Here is a 16,944-nt window from a genome sequence, read left to right on the forward strand (position 1 = left end):
GAATAACGGCTCTTTTTCGTAACTAAGCAACATAAGATAGAGCTTTTTGTGATGTCCATTAGAATTCCCTATGTAAGGAATGAAAAAAAATTACAAAAAGTGCTTTCTGAGCTGCTCAAAAAAGAGTAAAGTTATTCACGTAGGGTACAGAGGTAAGATGTTCTATCTTTCAGACCTTTTACTTCACGTAATCGGATTTGGCTGAATATTTTAGCCGCCCCAGTCAGTAATGACTGGGGCGTTTTTTATTGTGCGAAAGAAAAGTTTTGTACACGCTGTAGGCCGGATAAGACGCGCAGCGGCGCCATCCGGCAATACGGTGGGTTATTCCCCGTCCTGCATCTCTTCAATCGGCGCCAGCTCACTAAACCAGCTATCCAGCTTCTGCCGCAGTTTGTCCACACCCAGCTTTTTCAGTGATGAAAATGCTTCTACCTGCACATCACCGTTAAATGCCAGTACGGCTTCACGTACCATATTCAGCTGCGCTTTGCGCGCGCCGCTGGCCAGCTTGTCTGCTTTAGTCAGCAGCACCAGAACCTGAACGTTGCTCTCCACAGCCCACAGGATCATCTGCTGGTCGAGATCTTTTAGCGGGTGGCGAATATCCATCAGTACCACCAGACCTTGCAGGCTCTGGCGTTTTTCCAGGTATTCGGCCAGTGCGCGCTGCCATTTACGTTTCATCTCTTCCGGGACTTCGGCATAACCATAACCAGGCAGGTCGACCAGGCGTTTACCGTCCACAACTTCAAACAGGTTGATGAGCTGAGTACGGCCTGGAGTTTTAGATGTACGCGCCAGACCCTTTTGATTGGTCAGGGTATTTAGCGCACTGGATTTGCCTGCGTTGGAACGGCCAGCAAAAGCCACTTCTATACCGGTGTCGGAAGGTAAGTGGCGAATATCAGGCGCACTCATCACAAAGTGCGTCTGTTGATAATTCAAGTTAGTCAAAGCAGTCCTCTCCATCAATCAGGGCTTTGCAGCGATTATACCTGAACCCCAGCAAAAGGCTGGTTTTTCGACGAGTGGGCTGTGTGAGTAAAAACCCCGCGCTTTGTGAGACATTGCCGACAGTTTCTATACGAGATGGCAGAGTAAAAAATGACAGAACTAAAATAAATCATAGAGTTACATTTGGGCGCTATTCTTAAAATCAGAAATTGTTACCCAGGTTACTTGTACGTTTAAACCAAAACGGTAAAGTAGCGTCCATAGCGAGGAAGCTGACAGGATAAACGACTCAGGATGAGGGTCAGGAGCGCCAGGAGGCGAAGACACAGGATTGTCAGGAAGACAAACGTCCGGAGACGTTAGTAAAAGGAAATGGAAACAACACGGAATGTTAGAGGCTAAGGGAAAAACAGGGTGTGTTGATAGCCAACAGGGATAGTAGAGCCCGTAAGGGTTGAGAGTCAGGAAAAAAGGCGACAGATTACTCTGTCGCCTTTTTTCTTTATTTCTGCTAGATTCCGGCGCAATTATATACTGAATAAATACAGCCAAAGACGAATCATGATGAAACCAACTTCTACACCACGCGGTAAAGGTCCTGCAAAAGCGCGTCGTAAAACACGCGAAGAAATTAACCAGGAAGCTCGCGACCGTAAGCGCCAGAAAAAACACCGTGGTCATGCGGCGGGTAGCCGTGCGTCCGGTAGCGAAGGCGGTTCTGGTGGCGGAAACCAAAACAAGCAAAAAGATCCTCGTATTGGCAGCAAAAACCCCATTCCATTGGGCGTGACCGAAAAAGTCACCAAACAGCACAAACCGAAGAGTGAGAAACCTATGCTTTCACCACAGGCTGAGTTGGATTTACTGGAAACGGATGAGCGCCTGGATGCGCTGCTGGAGCGTCTTGAAGCAGGAGAAACCCTGAGCGCGGAAGATCAGGCCTGGGTTGATGCCAAGCTGGACCGCATCGATGAGCTGATGCAAAAGCTGGGTCTTTCTTACGATGACGAGGAAGAAGAGGAAGAGGAAGAAAAGCAGGAAGACATGATGCGCCTGCTGAAAGGCGGCAACTAACGGTTTTACACCGTGGGTCTTCCCGTCCTGCTTATAACCCTTCCGGTTATATGTTATCTGGTGTGGTTATTCGTTAAACTACAGCGGTTGTCGCGGCGACAGAAGTGGCTGCGCAACCGGCTCATCACCCGCACTGGGGTTAAGCCGGTACGCCGTACCCGCCAGAGACGCCATCGGAAGGAGTGAGCATGTCAGAGCAGCTAATAGACTGGGACCTGGCCCTGATCCAGAAATATAACTATTCCGGGCCACGATATACCTCGTACCCGACCGCGCTGGAGTTTTCTGAAGACTACGGCACAGAAGCATTTCTAAAGGCCGTGGCGCGTTATCCTGAGCGTCCGCTCTCGCTATACGTTCACATCCCGTTCTGCCACAAACTGTGCTACTTCTGTGGCTGCAACAAGATTGTGACTCGCCAGCAGCATAAAGCCGATCAATACCTCGATGCCCTGGAACAAGAAATCATTCACCGCGCTCCGCTGTTCGTCGGACGCCATGTCAGCCAACTGCATTGGGGCGGCGGTACGCCAACTTACTTAAATAAAGCGCAAATCAGCCGTTTGATGTCGCTGCTGCGTGGTAATTTCAACTTTAACGATGACGCCGAAATCTCGATCGAAGTTGATCCGCGCGAAATTGAGCTGGGTGTACTTGATCATTTACGTGCTGAAGGTTTTAACCGCCTGAGCATGGGGGTACAGGACTTCAACAAAGAAGTTCAGCGCCTGGTGAACCGTGAGCAGGATGAGGAGTTTATCTTTGCGCTGCTGAATCATGCGCGGGAGATTGGCTTTACCTCTACAAATATTGATCTGATTTATGGCCTGCCAAAACAGACGCCGGAAAGCTTCGCTTTCACCCTGAAACGCGTGTCTGAGCTGAATCCAGACCGTCTGAGCGTCTTTAACTACGCGCACCTGCCAACGCTGTTTGCTGCCCAACGCAAGATTAAAGATGCTGACCTGCCCAGCGCGCAGCAGAAGCTGGATATTCTGCAGGAGACCATCTCTTCACTGACCGAAACGGGTTATCAGTTCATTGGGATGGATCACTTTGCCCGCCCGGATGATGAACTGGCCATTGCTCAACGCAAAGGTGTGCTGCACCGTAATTTCCAGGGTTATACCACCCAGGGCGATACTGATTTACTGGGGATGGGCGTATCGGCTATCAGCATGATTGGCGACAGCTACGCGCAGAACCAGAAAGAGCTGAAGCACTATTACCAGCAGGTCGACGAGCAAGGGAACGCACTGTGGCGCGGAATTACGCTGACCCGCGACGACTGCATTCGTCGGGATGTTATTAAGCTTTTGATCTGCAACTTCCGCCTCGACTATGCCGCCGTGGAACAGCAATGGGATCTCAACTTCGCTGATTATTTTGCCGAAGACCTGAAACTGCTGGCACCACTGGCGAAAGATGGGCTGGTGGATGTGGATGAGAAGGGGATTCAGGTTACGCCGAAGGGGCGCCTGCTGATCCGTAATATTTGCATGTGCTTTGATGCATATCTGCGCCAGAAAGCGCGGATGCAGCAGTTCTCCCGCGTCATTTAACCGGGTTGCCCGGTGGCGCTAACGCTTACCGGGCCTACACGTCGCGATAATCTGTAGGCCGGATAAGCGTTAGCGCCATCCGGCGCGCCTTCAGCTAAACAGCCCAACCAGCGCCGCACACAGCACTGCGGCAACCGCAGTTTGTGGCGTGTGGCTGTCGACTGAGCCGCTCGATAGCAGATTAATGATTGATTCCAGCATGATGACTTCCCCCCGTTTGCCGGGCACGATCATACTTAACTCATCGGAACAGTAAAGCGCAAAATAGCAGCAGTTTGCGCTCAATGATCAATCTTTACACAGTGACGAATCGTCACTCCATTCCGAGTTCTTTTAACTTACGCGTCAAGGTATTACGGCCCCAGCCAAGCAGGCGTGCGGCTTCCTGTTTGTGCCCCTGGGTATGACGTAGCGCGGTGGTCAACAGCGTGCGCTCCATCTCCGGTTGAGCCTCTGACAGCAAGTTTTGATGACCGGAACGCAAGGCCCGGTCTGCCCACTGTGCCAACAGGGTTGCCCAGCTGTCCGGCTGCATGTGTGAAGGCGCATTGGGCACGCTGGCTTCAAACAGTTCGGCCGGTAAGTCCTGAATCAGCACTTCCTGCCCGGCGGCCATGACGGTTAACCAGCGGCAGGTGTTCTCAAGCTGACGCACGTTACCCGGCCAGGCCAGACGGGTCAGCGCCGCCTCGGTTTCCGGGTGTAATTGTTTGGCTTCAACGCCCAGTTCGCGCGCGGCCTCCTGCAGGAAATGACGTGCCAGACGGGGGATATCTTCCCGACGTTCACGCAGCGGCGGCAGATGCACGCGGATGACGTTCAGACGATGGAATAAGTCTTCGCGGAATTTGCCTTCCTGTACGCGCAGTTCCAGATTCTGGTGCGTGGCGGCGATGATACGTACGTCCACCTTCACGGGCGCATAGCCGCCAACGCGATAAAATTGCCCGTCGGCTAATACGCGCAGTAAACGCGTTTGCACGTCCAGCGGCATATCACCTATTTCATCGAGAAATAGCGTACCGCCGTCAGCCTGTTCAAAGCGCCCCTGGCGAATCGTATTTGCCCCGGTAAACGCCCCTTTTTCATGGCCAAACAGCTCAGACTCGATCAAATCTTTCGGAATAGCCGCCATGTTCAGCGCGATAAAGGGCGCTTTGACGCGCGGGCTATGACGATGCAACGCATGGGCGACCAGCTCTTTACCGGTCCCGGACTCTCCGTTAATCAATACGCTGATTGACGACCGGGACAGTCGGCCAATTATGCGAAAGACATCCTGCATTGCCGGCGCTTCGCCGATGATGTCAGTTGTTGGGCCGTTGATCTGAATATTGCGCGGTTGCTGCTGTTCCTGATAATGGCTGATGGCACGTTCGACCAGCGCCACGGCTTCATCGATATCAAAAGGTTTGGGCAGATAATCAAACGCCCCTTGCTGGTAGGCGCTGACGGCAGCATCCAGATCGGAGTGTGCGGTCATTATGATGACCGGAAGCATCGGATGCCGCTGTTTAATCTGTTTTAACAGCGTCAGACCGTCCATGCCCGGCATGCGAATATCCGACAACAGTACGTCAGGCGTTTTGCTGGCCAGCGCGTCCAGCACCTCTTTACCACTTTCAAATGTGGTACAGCTTAGCCCTGCCCCTGCGAGCGCACGTTCAAGCACCCAACGGATGGAACTATCGTCATCAACGACCCAGACTATTCCTCGTTGCATAAACGTCACCTTATTTCCTGATAGGCAGGTAAACCGAGAACTCGGTATGACCCGGCCAACTGGTAAATTCAATTTTGCCGGAATGTTGATCAATTAAATTGCGGGCGATGGATAATCCAAGCCCGGTGCCGCCTTCGCGACCGCTGACCATTGGGTAGAACAGCGTGTCCTGCAAATGCGAGGGAATACCCGGACCGTTGTCCTCAACATCAATCCGTGCCGCCAGGCGATAACGTACGCCGTGCAGCGTGAGCTGAAACGCGGTGCGGGTACGCAGAATGATCTCACCGCCTTCCGCTCCCAGCGCCTGCAAAGCATTACGCACGATGTTTAACAGAACCTGCTCGATCTGGTCCGGGTCGTGCAGTAATTCGGGCAGACTCGGGTCGTAATCACGAATCAGCGTGACGTTTTCCGGGAGCTCCATTGAGACCAGCGCCACCACGCGCTCCGCCACCTTGTGAATACTTTCCGTGACATGCATGCCAGGCTGTTGTGGTCCCAGCAGACGGTCGACCAGATTACGCAGGCGGTCGGCCTGCTCAATAATGACTTTGGTATATTCGGTCAGCGCCGGGTCCGGAAGCGCTTTGCTGAGTAGCTGCGCTGCGCCGCGTAATCCACCTAAAGGGTTCTTGATTTCGTGCGCCAGACCGCGCACCAGATCGCGGGCGGCAATCTGCTGGGCGTGCTGGAGCTGCTCCTGACTCAGACGGCGCTGGTTATCCATTGGCGCCATCTCCAGCAGGATAAGGCCATCAGGCAGCCTCTGAGCGGTCACTGAGAGGATATGTGAGTGGCTGTCCATCACCAGCGTCACTTCGTTATCCGTAAAGCCCTGGCCTGCTTCCAGGCTCTCTCGCATCAGTCCGATGTTTAAGGAGAAATAACTCAACAGATCGGGAAGCGGTGTCCCAAACAGTTTGCGGGAGCTTTGGGCGAGCAGCTGCTGTGCCGCTGGGTTGGCGTAATGTACCGCCAGCTCATCGTCGACGAGCAAAATGCTGTTGATTAAAGAATTGAGGATCTGCCCAGCATCGGGCAGCGTGCCGGTTGCCATTCAGCAGTCTCCTGAAAAGTATTGCACCAATTTAGTGCATTATAGCTTTTTACATCAAAAAAGCGCGAAAAAGCAGGTTGTTAGTGGAGAAAAAAGCCCATCCTGGGATGGGCTAAAAGTTCCACGGCAACTAAAACCTTCGTCTTTCTCCCGACAGCTGTGTTGGCTGCTTTCGCTCACCCCAGTCACTTACTTATGTAAGCTCCCGGGGATTCACTCAATTGCTGCCTTGCTGTAGCAAGAAATCCATTGGTTATTACATTCTCTGCACGTTTTTATGTGAGAGTGTAAAAGTTAAATTAAACGCTGTAGTACAGCTCAAACTCTACCGGGTGCGGAGTCATACGCACACGGTCATCTTCTTCGCGACGCAGCGTAATGTACGCATCAATCGCTTCATTGGTGAACACGCCGCCTGCAGTCAGGAACTCACGGTCCAGATCCAGTTCTTTCAGTGCTTCTTCCAGAGAACCTGCAACCTGTGGGATCTCTTTCGCTTCTTCCGGCGGCAGGTCATACAGGTTTTTGTCCATGGCTTCGCCCGGGTGGATCTTGTTCTTGATACCGTCAAGACCAGCCATCAGCAGCGCTGCGAAGCACAGGTACGGGTTAGCAGCCGGGTCCGGGAAACGCACTTCAATACGACGCGCTTTCGGGGAAGCAACAACCGGAATACGGATAGAAGCAGAACGGTTACGGGCAGAGTAAGCCAGCATTACCGGCGCTTCGTAGCCTGGGACCAGACGCTTGTAGGAGTTGGTGGTCGGGTTAGCCAGGGCATTGATCGCTTTAGCGTGTTTGATTACGCCGCCGATGTAGAACAGCGCCTGCTCAGACAGACCCGCATATTTGTCGCCAGAGAACAGGTTTACGCCGTTCTTGGACAGGGACATGTGGCAGTGCATACCGGAGCCGTTATCACCGAACATCGGTTTTGGCATAAAGGTCGCGGTTTTACCGAAACGGTGCGCAACGTTGTGCACAACGTATTTGTAGATCTGAATTTCGTCCGCTTTTTTGGTCATGGTGTTAAAGCGGGTCGCGATTTCGTTCTGGCCAGCGGTCGCCACTTCGTGGTGATGCGCTTCAACAACCAGGCCCATTTCTTCCATGATCAGACACATGGTAGAACGGATGTCCTGAGAAGAATCTACCGGAGGAACCGGGAAGTAACCGCCTTTCACGCCAGGACGGTGACCTTTGTTACCACCTTCGTATTTGGTGGAGGAGTTCCATGCGCCTTCGATGTCATCGATAGCCACGTGAGAACCGGAGATAGATGCGCCGAAGCGGATGTCGTCAAACAGGAAGAACTCTGGCTCTGGCCCGAACAGAACGGTGTCTGCGATGCCGGTAGAACGCAGATACTCTTCAGCGCGTTTTGCGATGGAGCGCGGGTCGCGGTCATAGCCCTGCAGCGTACCGGGTTCCAGGATATCGCAACGGATGATCAGGGTAGACTCTTCATAGAACGGGTCGATGAGTGCAGTAGACGCATCTGGCATCAGAACCATGTCTGATTCGTTAATGCCTTTCCAGCCACCGATTGAGGAGCCGTCAAACATTTTGCCTTCTTCAAAGAATTCGGCATTTACCTGATGAGCAGGAATAGTGACGTGCTGTTCTTTACCTTTGGTATCAGTGAAGCGTAAATCAACAAACTTCACTTCGTGTTCGTTCAGCATCGTCAAAACGTGTTCAGCGGACATACTTACTCTCCCGGATTGGTCATGGTCGTCGTGGTAACGAAGTCTTCAATTCTGCAAAAATTGGCCGTGTCGCCGTAAAAAATATAAAGCGAAATCTGTGCCAACTTTTAAATTGCCCCTAAAAGGCGTTATCATGCGCACTATCGTGCAAAGGGGCTGCACCATGAAGGTTGTATTGCACCATTATAGTGCTTTAATGTGAACATTAAGCACCATATTGGTGCAAAGCATGTCAGATTACCCCTTTTAACGCTCCGTGAATGTGATCACAAAGAAACTCTGCAATACTTGTTTGCGGAGGATGTTTGTGATCCTGTTTTGTACTGCGATTAATCCGTGTACAATAACGCGCTATTTCTAAAATGCCTGAGGCAAAGTTGTGATCGAAAATTTGCGTAACATCGCCATCATCGCGCACGTAGACCATGGTAAAACGACCCTGGTAGACAAGCTGCTCCAACAATCCGGTACGTTCGATGCACGTGCTGAAACCCAAGAGCGCGTGATGGACTCCAACGATTTGGAGAAAGAGCGTGGGATTACCATCCTCGCTAAAAACACCGCTATCAAATGGAATGACTACCGTATCAACATCGTTGATACCCCGGGGCACGCCGACTTCGGTGGTGAAGTTGAACGTGTAATGTCCATGGTCGACTCCGTGCTGCTGGTGGTGGATGCAATGGATGGTCCGATGCCGCAGACGCGCTTCGTGACCAAAAAAGCCTTTGCCCATGGCCTGAAGCCAATTGTTGTTATCAACAAAGTTGACCGTCCTGGCGCGCGTCCTGACTGGGTTGTTGATCAGGTATTCGACCTGTTCGTTAACCTCGACGCTACCGACGAACAGCTGGACTTCCCGATCGTTTACGCTTCCGCGCTGAACGGTATCGCAGGTCTGGATCACGAAGATATGGCTGAAGACATGACTCCGCTGTATCAGACTATTGTTGATCGTGTACCGGCTCCGAACGTAGACCTTGATGGCCCGCTGCAGATGCAAATCTCTCAGCTGGACTACAACAACTACGTTGGCGTAATCGGCATCGGCCGCATTAAACGCGGTAAAGTTAAACCGAACCAGCAGATCACTATCATTGATAGCGAAGGCAAAACCCGTAACGGTAAAGTCGGTAAAGTTCTGACTCATCTGGGTCTGGAACGTATCGAGAGCGATATTGCTGAAGCCGGCGATATCATCGCGATCACCGGTCTGGGTGAACTGAACATCTCCGACACCATCTGCGATCCGCAGAACGTCGAAGCGCTGCCGGCTCTGTCCGTTGATGAACCGACCGTAACCATGTTCTTCTGCGTAAACACCTCTCCGTTCTGTGGTAAAGAAGGTAAATATGTTACCTCTCGTCAGATCCTTGACCGCCTGAACAAAGAGCTGGTGCACAACGTTGCGCTGCGCGTTGAAGAAACCGAAGATGCGGATGCGTTCCGTGTATCCGGTCGTGGTGAGCTGCACCTGTCTGTTCTGATTGAAAACATGCGTCGTGAAGGTTTCGAAATGGCGGTTTCCCGTCCGAAAGTTATCTTCCGCGAAATCGATGGCCGTAAACAAGAGCCGTTCGAAAACGTAACGCTGGACGTCGAAGAGCAGCATCAGGGTTCTGTCATGCAGGCTCTGGGTGAGCGTAAAGGCGACCTGAAAAACATGAATCCAGATGGCAAAGGCCGCGTACGTCTTGACTACGTGATCCCAAGCCGTGGTCTGATCGGCTTCCGTTCAGAATTCATGACCATGACTTCCGGTACCGGTCTGCTGTACTCCACCTTCAGCCACTACGACGATGTTCGTGCGGGTGATGTGGGTCAGCGTCAGAACGGCGTACTGATCTCCAACGGCCAGGGTAAAGCAGTTGCGTTCGCACTGTTCAGCCTGCAGGACCGCGGTAAGCTGTTCCTGGGTCACGGTGCTGAAGTTTACGAAGGCCAGATCATCGGTATTCACAGCCGCTCTAACGACCTGACTGTAAACTGCCTGACCGGTAAGAAACTGACCAACATGCGTGCGTCCGGTACTGACGAAGCAACGGTTCTGGTTCCGCCGGTTAAGATGACTCTGGAGCAGGCTCTGGAATTCATCGATGACGACGAACTGGTAGAAGTTACCCCAACCTCTATCCGTATTCGTAAGCGTCACCTGACTGAAAACGATCGTCGCCGTGCAATGCGTGGCGCGAAAGAAGAGTAATTAACGCTCTTTCTCAGGTAAGCACAAAAAAGCCGCTGATTATCAGCGGCTTTTTTTATCATCAGCAGCATCAGAAGAAATACTTTGCCCCAACACGAATCTGGTTTTGTTCGCGATGATAGGGTTCAACATTGCGATCTAACCAGCGTAATTCCAGGTAGGGCAACCAGTGTTCATTGAGCCGATATTTAAAGGTATTGGTAATTTCCCAGTGATGATCTTTTCCGTTGCTGCTATTGAAGTCATTGACTCGCATAAAATAGTGCGGTTCAAAGGTATAGGAAAATTTATCGGTAATGGCAAAGTTCCAGTAGTTACCTATTTCATAGGTATCATTATTATCCAGGTCGCCGTTCAGGTCGGTTGAACTGTAGTTATTATGGTTATATCGATTACGCACGGTAAGATTAAACCATGGTGTAAATTTATAGTTAACATCCAGATAAACAGCACCGCCAGAACCAATACTCTTATCGTTTATTAGCCCGCCAGGTTGGATTGTTAATTTATCTGTCGGTTTAAATAACGGATACCAGCCCTCTATTTCGTTATAGCCGTGTTTTAGCTCATCCTTGCGTTGCATCGTGTAGGTATTGGTGAGCATGATACCTGCGCCCATATCAGAGTTATAGCCGACGCGCATCATGACCTCTATTTGATCTGACGCCAGGTTATATGCTTCGCGGTTTTCTACATAGGCTCCAGCGAAAGCAGAGGTTGATACCACAGAGGATAAGAAAATTATTGTCGTTAATTTTTTCATGATAAATCCATTTTTTAAGCGTAGGGAGGCCGCCATCCCTTGAGATGGAATAGGCGGCTATTATTTTTATACGTTTACAGCAGAGGTATTCTTTTTATTGGTAACCGGGTCCGGTTGGATGTTGTTTTTCTTCCGTTGGCTGATTTCCTCAATAATAAAAGCAAAACGTGTTTCGTTGAGTTTATAAAAGAAGCCCATTGTGAGTGCTGCAATAATTGCAAGTCCGCAAGGCCAGAGAAAAATGAGTTGACGCAAACCAAGCAAGGTTGCATCGCTCTGGGCAATGTTGGGGATATAACCGATTTGCGTCAGCATAATACCCGGCAGGAAGCCTGCGAGCGCCGCGGAAATTTTGCGCGAAAAGGTATAACCCGTATATACCGAGCCTTCCGCACGGATCCCCGTCTTCCATTCGCCATAATCGACCGTATCCGGAACCAGCGCCCAGTTCAGGCTGTTAACAAAAGCGGTTCCGAAGAAGGCCATGCAAGAAAACATCACGAATAAAAATGACGTGCTGCCCCAGAAAAAGTTCAGCACATCGCCGATTGCCCATAGCGCCAGACCGCCGAGGTAAACCTGTTTTTTACCGAAGCGTTTTACAGCTGTGGGAACCAGCAGTACCCCAAGCAGAATGCACCCCATGCTGAAGAAACCCATCCACGACAGCAGATGTATATCGTTGAGCACGTACTGGGTGTAATACACCTGAATCGCCAGCTTAATGTTGAATGCTGCCAGCGTGCACAGGTTGGCGACACACAGCACCAGCAGCGGAGGGTTACGGAAAATGGCGCAGAACGATTTGAGAATACTGGGTTTATGGTGATCCGGTACGATTTCGATATAGCGTTCCTTCACACCGCTAAAGCACCACCACATACTGAACAATCCGCAGACGGAGAAGATCAGTGCGGCAATCAGATACCCCAGCGAAGGCGAACTGACAAATAGCGCCTGAATCGGCATAAAGCCAACGGTACACAGTAACAGGCCTACGGTAGCGCCGCCCTGACGCCAGGCGGCGAGCTGAGCGCGTTCATGTGGATTTTTAGTAATTGCAGGCACCATCGCGCCGTAGGAACAGTTCATCAGGCTATAGAACAGGCCGAACAGCATGAACAACACCGTTGCCAGCCCCGTTTTCACCGTTAGCGTAAAGCCTGTCGCTAAAAACTGCGCGCTGGCGACGACGGCGACAGGAAATGACGCATACAAAATAAAGGGTCTGAATTTCCCCTTTGCGCCAATATTACGCCTTGAGTCCAGCAACACGCCGGTCAGAATATCGGTGAAGGCGGTGAAGAACTTCGCTACTAAAAAGATAATCCCACCGTACCAGGCCGGCATCCCTAGTTCATCGGTATAAAATTTAAGCAGATACAGCGTGCCGATACACAGCATCAAATTTGAGCCGAAGTCACCCACTCCGTAGGCGAATTTTTCACGCAGGCTCAGTTTTAGCGTTAGCGGATCATGAAAAGACATAATCGCTCCTCAATAGCGCCCCGTAGAGCGCTATTCATTATTATTATCAAACGGTTTGTTTACGCGCTTCTATCTCTTCAACGATACGGACATACATCTTCTCGTTAAGGTTGTAGAAACAGCCCATAGCTACAATGGTGATCACCGCCAACGCGCAGGGATAAATAAAGATCAGCTGACGCAATCCTTCGACCGTACTGGCAGATTGCACCACGTTGGGGACATAGCCGATTTGCGTTAGCATCCAGCCGGGGAAGAATCCCGCCAGCGCTTGTGACACTTTACGAAAGAAAGTGAAGCCGGTGTATACCGTTCCTTCCGAACGAACGCCGGTACGCCATTCGCCATATTCCACCGTGTCAGAGACCAGTGCCCAGTTCAGGCTGTTGACGAATGCTGAGCCGAAGAACGCCAGGCACGAGAAAGCGACAAAGCTGACGGAACCGCCGCCAAAGAAGTAGTTCAGCAGATCGCCCGCGACCCAAATCAACAAACCGCCGATGTAGACCTTTTTCTTGCCGAAACGTCTGACCATTCCCGGCATCAAGAAGACACCGATGAAGATACAGCCCATGCTGAAAAAGCCCATCCACGAAAGGAGGATCGGGTCGTTCAGTACGTACTGGGTGTAATAGACCTGAATCGCCAGCTTGACGTTAAACGCGCCAAGTGTGCAAAGGTTGGCAACGCACAGAATAAACAGCGGGCGGTTACCTGCGATGGCGCGGAAGGATTGCAGCAATCCCGGTTTTTGCGCGGCATCAACGGGTTTCACTTCTACGTAGCGTTCTTTTACCCCGGCATAGCACAGCCACATGAACAGCAGGCCGAACAGAGAGAACAAGGTGGCGGCGAAGATATAGCCCAACTGAGAGTTGCCTTCGATCAGGTTCATTACTGGAACAAAGCCGACGGTGCACAGCAGCAAGCCAAGAGTGGCTCCGCCCTGTCGCCAGGCAGCCAGCGAGGCGCGTTCGTCCGGGTTTTTGGTGATCGCGGGGACCATCGCACCGTAAGAGCAGTTCATCATACTGAAGAACAGTCCGTACAGCATAAACAGTACCGTTGCCATCACCGTTTTACCGGTGACTTCAAATGGTGTACCGACAAAGTTCGCAATCGCCAGCAGCGTCACCGGAAACGCGGCATACAGAACGAACGGGCGGAATTTGCCTTTCGGGCCGATTTTGCGGCGCGAGTCGAGCATAATCCCAGTCCCCATATCGGTAAACGCGGTAAAAAACTTGGCGATAAGGAAAATGATACCGCCATAAGTTCCAGGTAAACCAAGAACATCGGTATAAAACTTGAGTAAATAGAGCGTACCTATGTCCAGCAGGATATTGGAACCTAAATCACCCATCCCATAGGCGAGTTTTTCTTTGAACGGCAAGCGTAGGGTTGCCGGATTAGAAGAGGTCTGACTCATTATTATTCTCCATGTGCCCGCGAGTTTCCCCGCGGGCGAGCCGTATTAGATGTTGCGTAAAGTGGCAAACAGTGACGCCCATTCACTCTTCGCGCGATAAAACACCGGAGGCTTGCCAATAGGCGCATCCACGGTAATTTCACCGCCCTGGTAAGTTTCCCCGGTCCAGACATTTATCCAGCTATCTTCCGGCAGATACAGGGTCCAGTCGGACTTGCCTTGTTCGTGAACCGGCGCAACCAGCAGATCTTGTCCCAGCAGATACTGATATTTCAGGGTATAGGTCCGCGCATCGTCTTCGTAATGCAGGAACAGCGGGCGCATCACCGGCAGACCGGTAGCGCTGTTTTGCGCGACGGCCTGTTTGAGATACGGTTTCAGGGTGGTAAACACGGTGGTCATTCGTGCAAAGTGGGCGATGGTTTCAGCATCACCATCAAACTGCCAGTTATCGCCTGGGCGGTTACCTTCGTGGGTGCGCATCATCGGCGTGAAGGCGCTGAAGTCACACCAGCGCAGCAGCAGTTCTTTGCTGCGTTTCATGTCAAACAGGGTGGTGTAGCCGCCGATATCGCTGTGGTGCAGACCGTGACCGGTCATCGCCAGCGACAGCGCCGCAGGAACGACGGAAGCCAGACCGTCGTCAAGGCTCCAGTCCACGTTCTGATCGCCCGCCCACATCATGGTGGAGTATTTCTGGCTACCGGTGTAACCCGCACGCATAAAGAACAGGATCTCGCCGAGTTTGCCGGTCTCCTGTAGCGCTTCGTAGTTACATTTCGCCCACAGTGCGGGCCAGGCGTTGTGCATGATCTCGGCGCTGACGCCGTTGTGCAGATACGTATCTGTCGGCAGGTATTCGCCAAAATCTGCCATCCAGCCGCCACAGCCCAGTTCGATCATGTTTTTCTTGATGACCTCTTTGAACCAGTCGTAGGCTTCCGGGTTGGTCAGATCGACCACGCCGCCGTAAAACTCGCCAAACTCTACGAGGTAATCGCCGCCGGATGCATCTTTCGCCAGGTAACCGTGTTTGGCCGCTTCGGCACAGAGATCTTTATCGCTGGCAACATACGGGTTGATGTAGGAGAGGAACTGCACGCCTTCTTCTTTCCACTGCTTAATACGGCTATCCAACTGCGGATAATTGTCGCTGTTCCATTTCCAGTTCCACATCACGCGCTTGCCAAAGGAGGTCATACGGATGCCAGACCAGTCCTGCGCCCAGATGCCGTTTACTTTCACGCCTGCGTTACGCATGGTGTCCAGTTTGCTCTGGCAAACCTCAGTACCGCCCTGAATACCGAGCGTGACGCCATCGTAGATCCAGTCCGGCAGCTCCGGCTGGCGTCCTAACAGTGCAGTCAATTTTTCCAGCAGAGAGATGTAGGTATCAGCGCATTCAAAACGCAGGGTGGTTTTGTCCTCCCACAGCGCCAGTTCGTGATACTCCGGCGCGCTGAAGTCGAAATTCATATAGCAACTGTTATCAACGTGGCAGTAGTACTTCTGCGTGCTGACGAAGGTCGGTTGCGGGAAGAAGGTCCAGTAGTAGTCGCCGCCGGCGTTCTCTTTGCAATCTGCCTGCCAGGTGACATAGCTGTTTTTATTACGGCCCACGCCCTGTTCGCTGGTCCACAGCGGGAAAGGTTTACCGCGTAAGTCGAAGTAAGAGAACTGTTCGCCGCAGCCGTAGATATGATCGTCTGGATTAGCGGCCAGTCGCAGCCAAATGCGGTTATGGTTGAGATCGCCGTTGTGCAGATCCAGCTTCAGGCGACCCTGTTCATCGGTGGAAATATGCAGCGTGGCGTTGATGGTATCACCGCGGCTGAAATGCACCCGCCAGCCGTCAGGCGACTCGCTGACCGTGGCGTCAGTCAGGGCAATTTTCTCATTGAGCTTGTCTTTAATGCTGAAGTTGCCGCGAAACATGTCAATGTCGGCAACGCCAGCGCCGATCCACAGGCAGGGCGTTTCTGTGCTGTGGCGTAAAATCAGGCGCTGGTGGTACGTTAAAGCAAATCCATCAGGTAATGATGTGAGTTCTAAGGCGGTTGACCGTCGTTGTAGCGAATTCATTATTGTCTCCGTAAAAATAGGGTAATTCGGTAATTTGTCGGAAATCTGTTATTCACTGCCGATTAAAAAATGCATCTGATGTTGTTCTCCGGGCGCGAGATGAATCAGGCTAATTCCGGAGTTAAAGGCGTCTGGCGGGCAGGTCATCGGTTCAACCGCCAGGCCACGCCGTGCTAATTTTTCGCCGGTATACACTTGCAACCAGGGCTGGTGGCTGCGTAAAAAAGTGGACATGTTTTGCGATGGGCTGGTCATCCTGACTTCCCACTCATCGTCAGGTGGCAGAGTCCTGAACGTATGGTCGATAGCGGTCTGCGCAATGCGTTGCGGCGTGGTGAAATATCGTTCATCACATGTTTCTTCACTCACCGGGAGTGTTAATTCACAGTCATCAATGGGTTGCAGATTGCAGGTCAAGTAGGGATGTGCTCCCGCGCCATACGGCGCGATTTCGTCCCCCACATTCTGTGTGTGGATAAAAACGTGCAGTCCACGGGTTGCCTCCAGTCGGTAAATCACCTCTGAAACCAGCGCAAAGGGATAACCATAAGAAGGCGGCAGAAAAATCGTCAGCGACACTTCCGATGCCGACTGCTGGGTAATCTGCCAGTCCCGCCAGGCCAGTAACCCATGAATGGCGGTATGTGAAACTGAGTCGTTAACGGCAAGCTGGTAATCCTTGCCGTTATAGTGATAGCTGCCGTCTACAACGCGGTTTGGCCAGGGGATTAACACTTTCCCTAAGTGTGCCAGCGGCATTTCTTCCGGTTTGTGGGGAATAACGATATGACGCCCACGGTGCGTCAATTTCGCTAGCCCAGCGCCAACCGTGACGATTTTCGCCTGATAGTGTCCGGCCTGAAGATGAATGGTTTTTCCACCGCTATGCATGGC

Annotated in this window: 14 protein-coding genes and 1 pseudogene; 5 read left to right on the top strand and 10 right to left on the bottom strand. The window is 51.8% G+C overall.

Annotated features, from left to right (window positions below; genetic code table 11):
• The first annotated feature begins 157 nt into the window (after positions 1-157).
• A complete protein-coding gene (locus AL515_RS24045; protein WP_071892919.1) occupies positions 158-205 on the top strand; it encodes a spot 42 RNA, inhibition of DNA synthesis in 48 nt (15 codons plus the stop codon).
• 119 nt (positions 206-324) lie between these two features.
• Here the strand turns inward: AL515_RS24045 and yihA are convergent, their stop codons facing one another.
• Positions 325-957, bottom strand: coding sequence for a ribosome biogenesis GTP-binding protein YihA/YsxC (gene yihA, locus AL515_RS02060; RefSeq protein ID WP_003840416.1), 633 nt, complete (start codon positions 955-957; stop codon positions 325-327).
• 209 nt (positions 958-1,166) lie between these two features.
• On the opposite strand from yihA, the pseudogene AL515_RS23745 reads away from it, so the two are divergent.
• The 3 genes and pseudogenes from AL515_RS23745 to hemN all read left to right on the top strand — a co-directional run bounded on the left by AL515_RS23745 (position 1,167) and on the right by hemN (position 3,593).
• Positions 1,167-1,352, top strand: a pseudogene (locus tag AL515_RS23745) (hypothetical protein).
• Between the two features lie 169 nt (positions 1,353-1,521).
• A complete protein-coding gene (gene yihI / locus AL515_RS02065; protein ID WP_239505706.1) occupies positions 1,522-2,031 on the top strand; it encodes a Der GTPase-activating protein YihI in 510 nt (169 codons plus the stop codon).
• 188 nt (positions 2,032-2,219) lie between these two features.
• Positions 2,220-3,593: an oxygen-independent coproporphyrinogen III oxidase gene (gene hemN, locus AL515_RS02070; protein WP_061066942.1), complete on the top strand. Its 1,374-nt coding sequence runs from the start codon at positions 2,220-2,222 to the stop codon at positions 3,591-3,593.
• A 90-nt stretch (positions 3,594-3,683) separates the two neighbouring features.
• Here hemN and AL515_RS02075 read toward each other — a convergent pair whose 3' ends face one another.
• The 4 genes from AL515_RS02075 to glnA form a co-directional block, all read right to left on the bottom strand.
• Positions 3,684-3,794 carry a YshB family small membrane protein gene (locus AL515_RS02075; RefSeq protein WP_086523820.1) on the bottom strand — a complete coding sequence of 37 codons (111 nt, stop codon included), beginning with the start codon at positions 3,792-3,794 and terminating at the stop codon, positions 3,684-3,686.
• 112 nt (positions 3,795-3,906) lie between these two features.
• The gene (gene glnG, locus AL515_RS02080; RefSeq protein WP_048214050.1) at positions 3,907-5,316 is read right to left on the bottom strand and encodes a nitrogen regulation protein NR(I); all 1,410 of its coding nucleotides are present in this window, start codon (positions 5,314-5,316) and stop codon (positions 3,907-3,909) included.
• Positions 5,317-5,326: 10 nt separating this feature from the next.
• The gene (glnL, locus tag AL515_RS02085) at positions 5,327-6,376 is read right to left on the bottom strand and encodes a nitrogen regulation protein NR(II) (protein ID WP_061066943.1); all 1,050 of its coding nucleotides are present in this window, start codon (positions 6,374-6,376) and stop codon (positions 5,327-5,329) included.
• A 299-nt stretch (positions 6,377-6,675) separates the two neighbouring features.
• Entirely contained in the window at positions 6,676-8,085 is a 1,410-nt protein-coding gene (gene glnA / locus AL515_RS02095) for a glutamate--ammonia ligase (RefSeq protein WP_003028638.1), read from the bottom strand.
• Between the two features lie 379 nt (positions 8,086-8,464).
• Here glnA and typA point away from each other — a divergent pair, with 379 nt between their 5' ends.
• Entirely contained in the window at positions 8,465-10,288 is a 1,824-nt protein-coding gene (gene typA, locus AL515_RS02105; protein WP_003028641.1) for a ribosome-dependent GTPase TypA, read from the top strand.
• Positions 10,289-10,358: 70 nt separating this feature from the next.
• On the opposite strand, the gene ompL is transcribed toward typA, so the two are convergent.
• From ompL to AL515_RS02130, 5 genes are all read right to left on the bottom strand, one after another.
• Positions 10,359-11,051, bottom strand: coding sequence for a porin OmpL (gene ompL, locus AL515_RS02110; protein WP_061066944.1), 693 nt, complete (start codon positions 11,049-11,051; stop codon positions 10,359-10,361).
• Positions 11,052-11,117: 66 nt separating this feature from the next.
• Complete coding sequence (locus AL515_RS02115) at positions 11,118-12,539, bottom strand: MFS transporter (RefSeq protein ID WP_061066945.1); 1,422 nt, start codon at positions 12,537-12,539, stop codon at positions 11,118-11,120.
• A 46-nt stretch (positions 12,540-12,585) separates the two neighbouring features.
• Positions 12,586-13,968: an MFS transporter gene (locus AL515_RS02120; RefSeq protein ID WP_003028647.1), complete on the bottom strand. Its 1,383-nt coding sequence runs from the start codon at positions 13,966-13,968 to the stop codon at positions 12,586-12,588.
• Positions 13,969-14,013: 45 nt separating this feature from the next.
• Positions 14,014-16,050, bottom strand: a complete 2,037-nt coding sequence (locus tag AL515_RS02125) for an alpha-glucosidase (protein WP_061066946.1) — start codon at positions 16,048-16,050, stop codon at positions 14,014-14,016.
• Between the two features lie 48 nt (positions 16,051-16,098).
• Positions 16,099-16,941: an aldose-1-epimerase gene (locus AL515_RS02130; RefSeq protein WP_061066947.1), complete on the bottom strand. Its 843-nt coding sequence runs from the start codon at positions 16,939-16,941 to the stop codon at positions 16,099-16,101.
• Between the last annotated feature and the right edge of the window lie 3 nt (positions 16,942-16,944).

Source organism: Citrobacter sp. FDAARGOS_156, from assembly GCF_001559235.2.
Taxonomy (GTDB): Bacteria; Pseudomonadota; Gammaproteobacteria; order Enterobacterales; family Enterobacteriaceae; genus Citrobacter; species Citrobacter youngae.

Bases quoted from the DNA above. Each gene is read 5' to 3' on its own strand.
- AL515_RS02115 (WP_061066945.1), bottom strand. From the start codon at position 12,539: ATGTCTTTTCATGATCCGCTAACGCTAAAACTGAGCCTGCGTGAAAAA.
- glnG (WP_048214050.1), bottom strand. From the start codon at position 5,316: ATGCAACGAGGAATAGTCTGGGTCGTTGATGACGATAGTTCCATCCGT.
- AL515_RS02125 (WP_061066946.1), bottom strand. From the start codon at position 16,050: ATGAATTCGCTACAACGACGGTCAACCGCCTTAGAACTCACATCATTA.
- ompL (WP_061066944.1), bottom strand. From the start codon at position 11,051: ATGAAAAAATTAACGACAATAATTTTCTTATCCTCTGTGGTATCAACC.
- yihI (WP_239505706.1), top strand. From the start codon at position 1,522: ATGAAACCAACTTCTACACCACGCGGTAAAGGTCCTGCAAAAGCGCGT.
- AL515_RS02130 (WP_061066947.1), bottom strand. From the start codon at position 16,941: ATGCATAGCGGTGGAAAAACCATTCATCTTCAGGCCGGACACTATCAG.
- AL515_RS02075 (WP_086523820.1), bottom strand. From the start codon at position 3,794: ATGCTGGAATCAATCATTAATCTGCTATCGAGCGGCTCAGTCGACAGC.
- hemN (WP_061066942.1), top strand. From the start codon at position 2,220: ATGTCAGAGCAGCTAATAGACTGGGACCTGGCCCTGATCCAGAAATAT.
- glnA (WP_003028638.1), bottom strand. From the start codon at position 8,085: ATGTCCGCTGAACACGTTTTGACGATGCTGAACGAACACGAAGTGAAG.
- AL515_RS02120 (WP_003028647.1), bottom strand. From the start codon at position 13,968: ATGAGTCAGACCTCTTCTAATCCGGCAACCCTACGCTTGCCGTTCAAA.
- glnL (WP_061066943.1), bottom strand. From the start codon at position 6,376: ATGGCAACCGGCACGCTGCCCGATGCTGGGCAGATCCTCAATTCTTTA.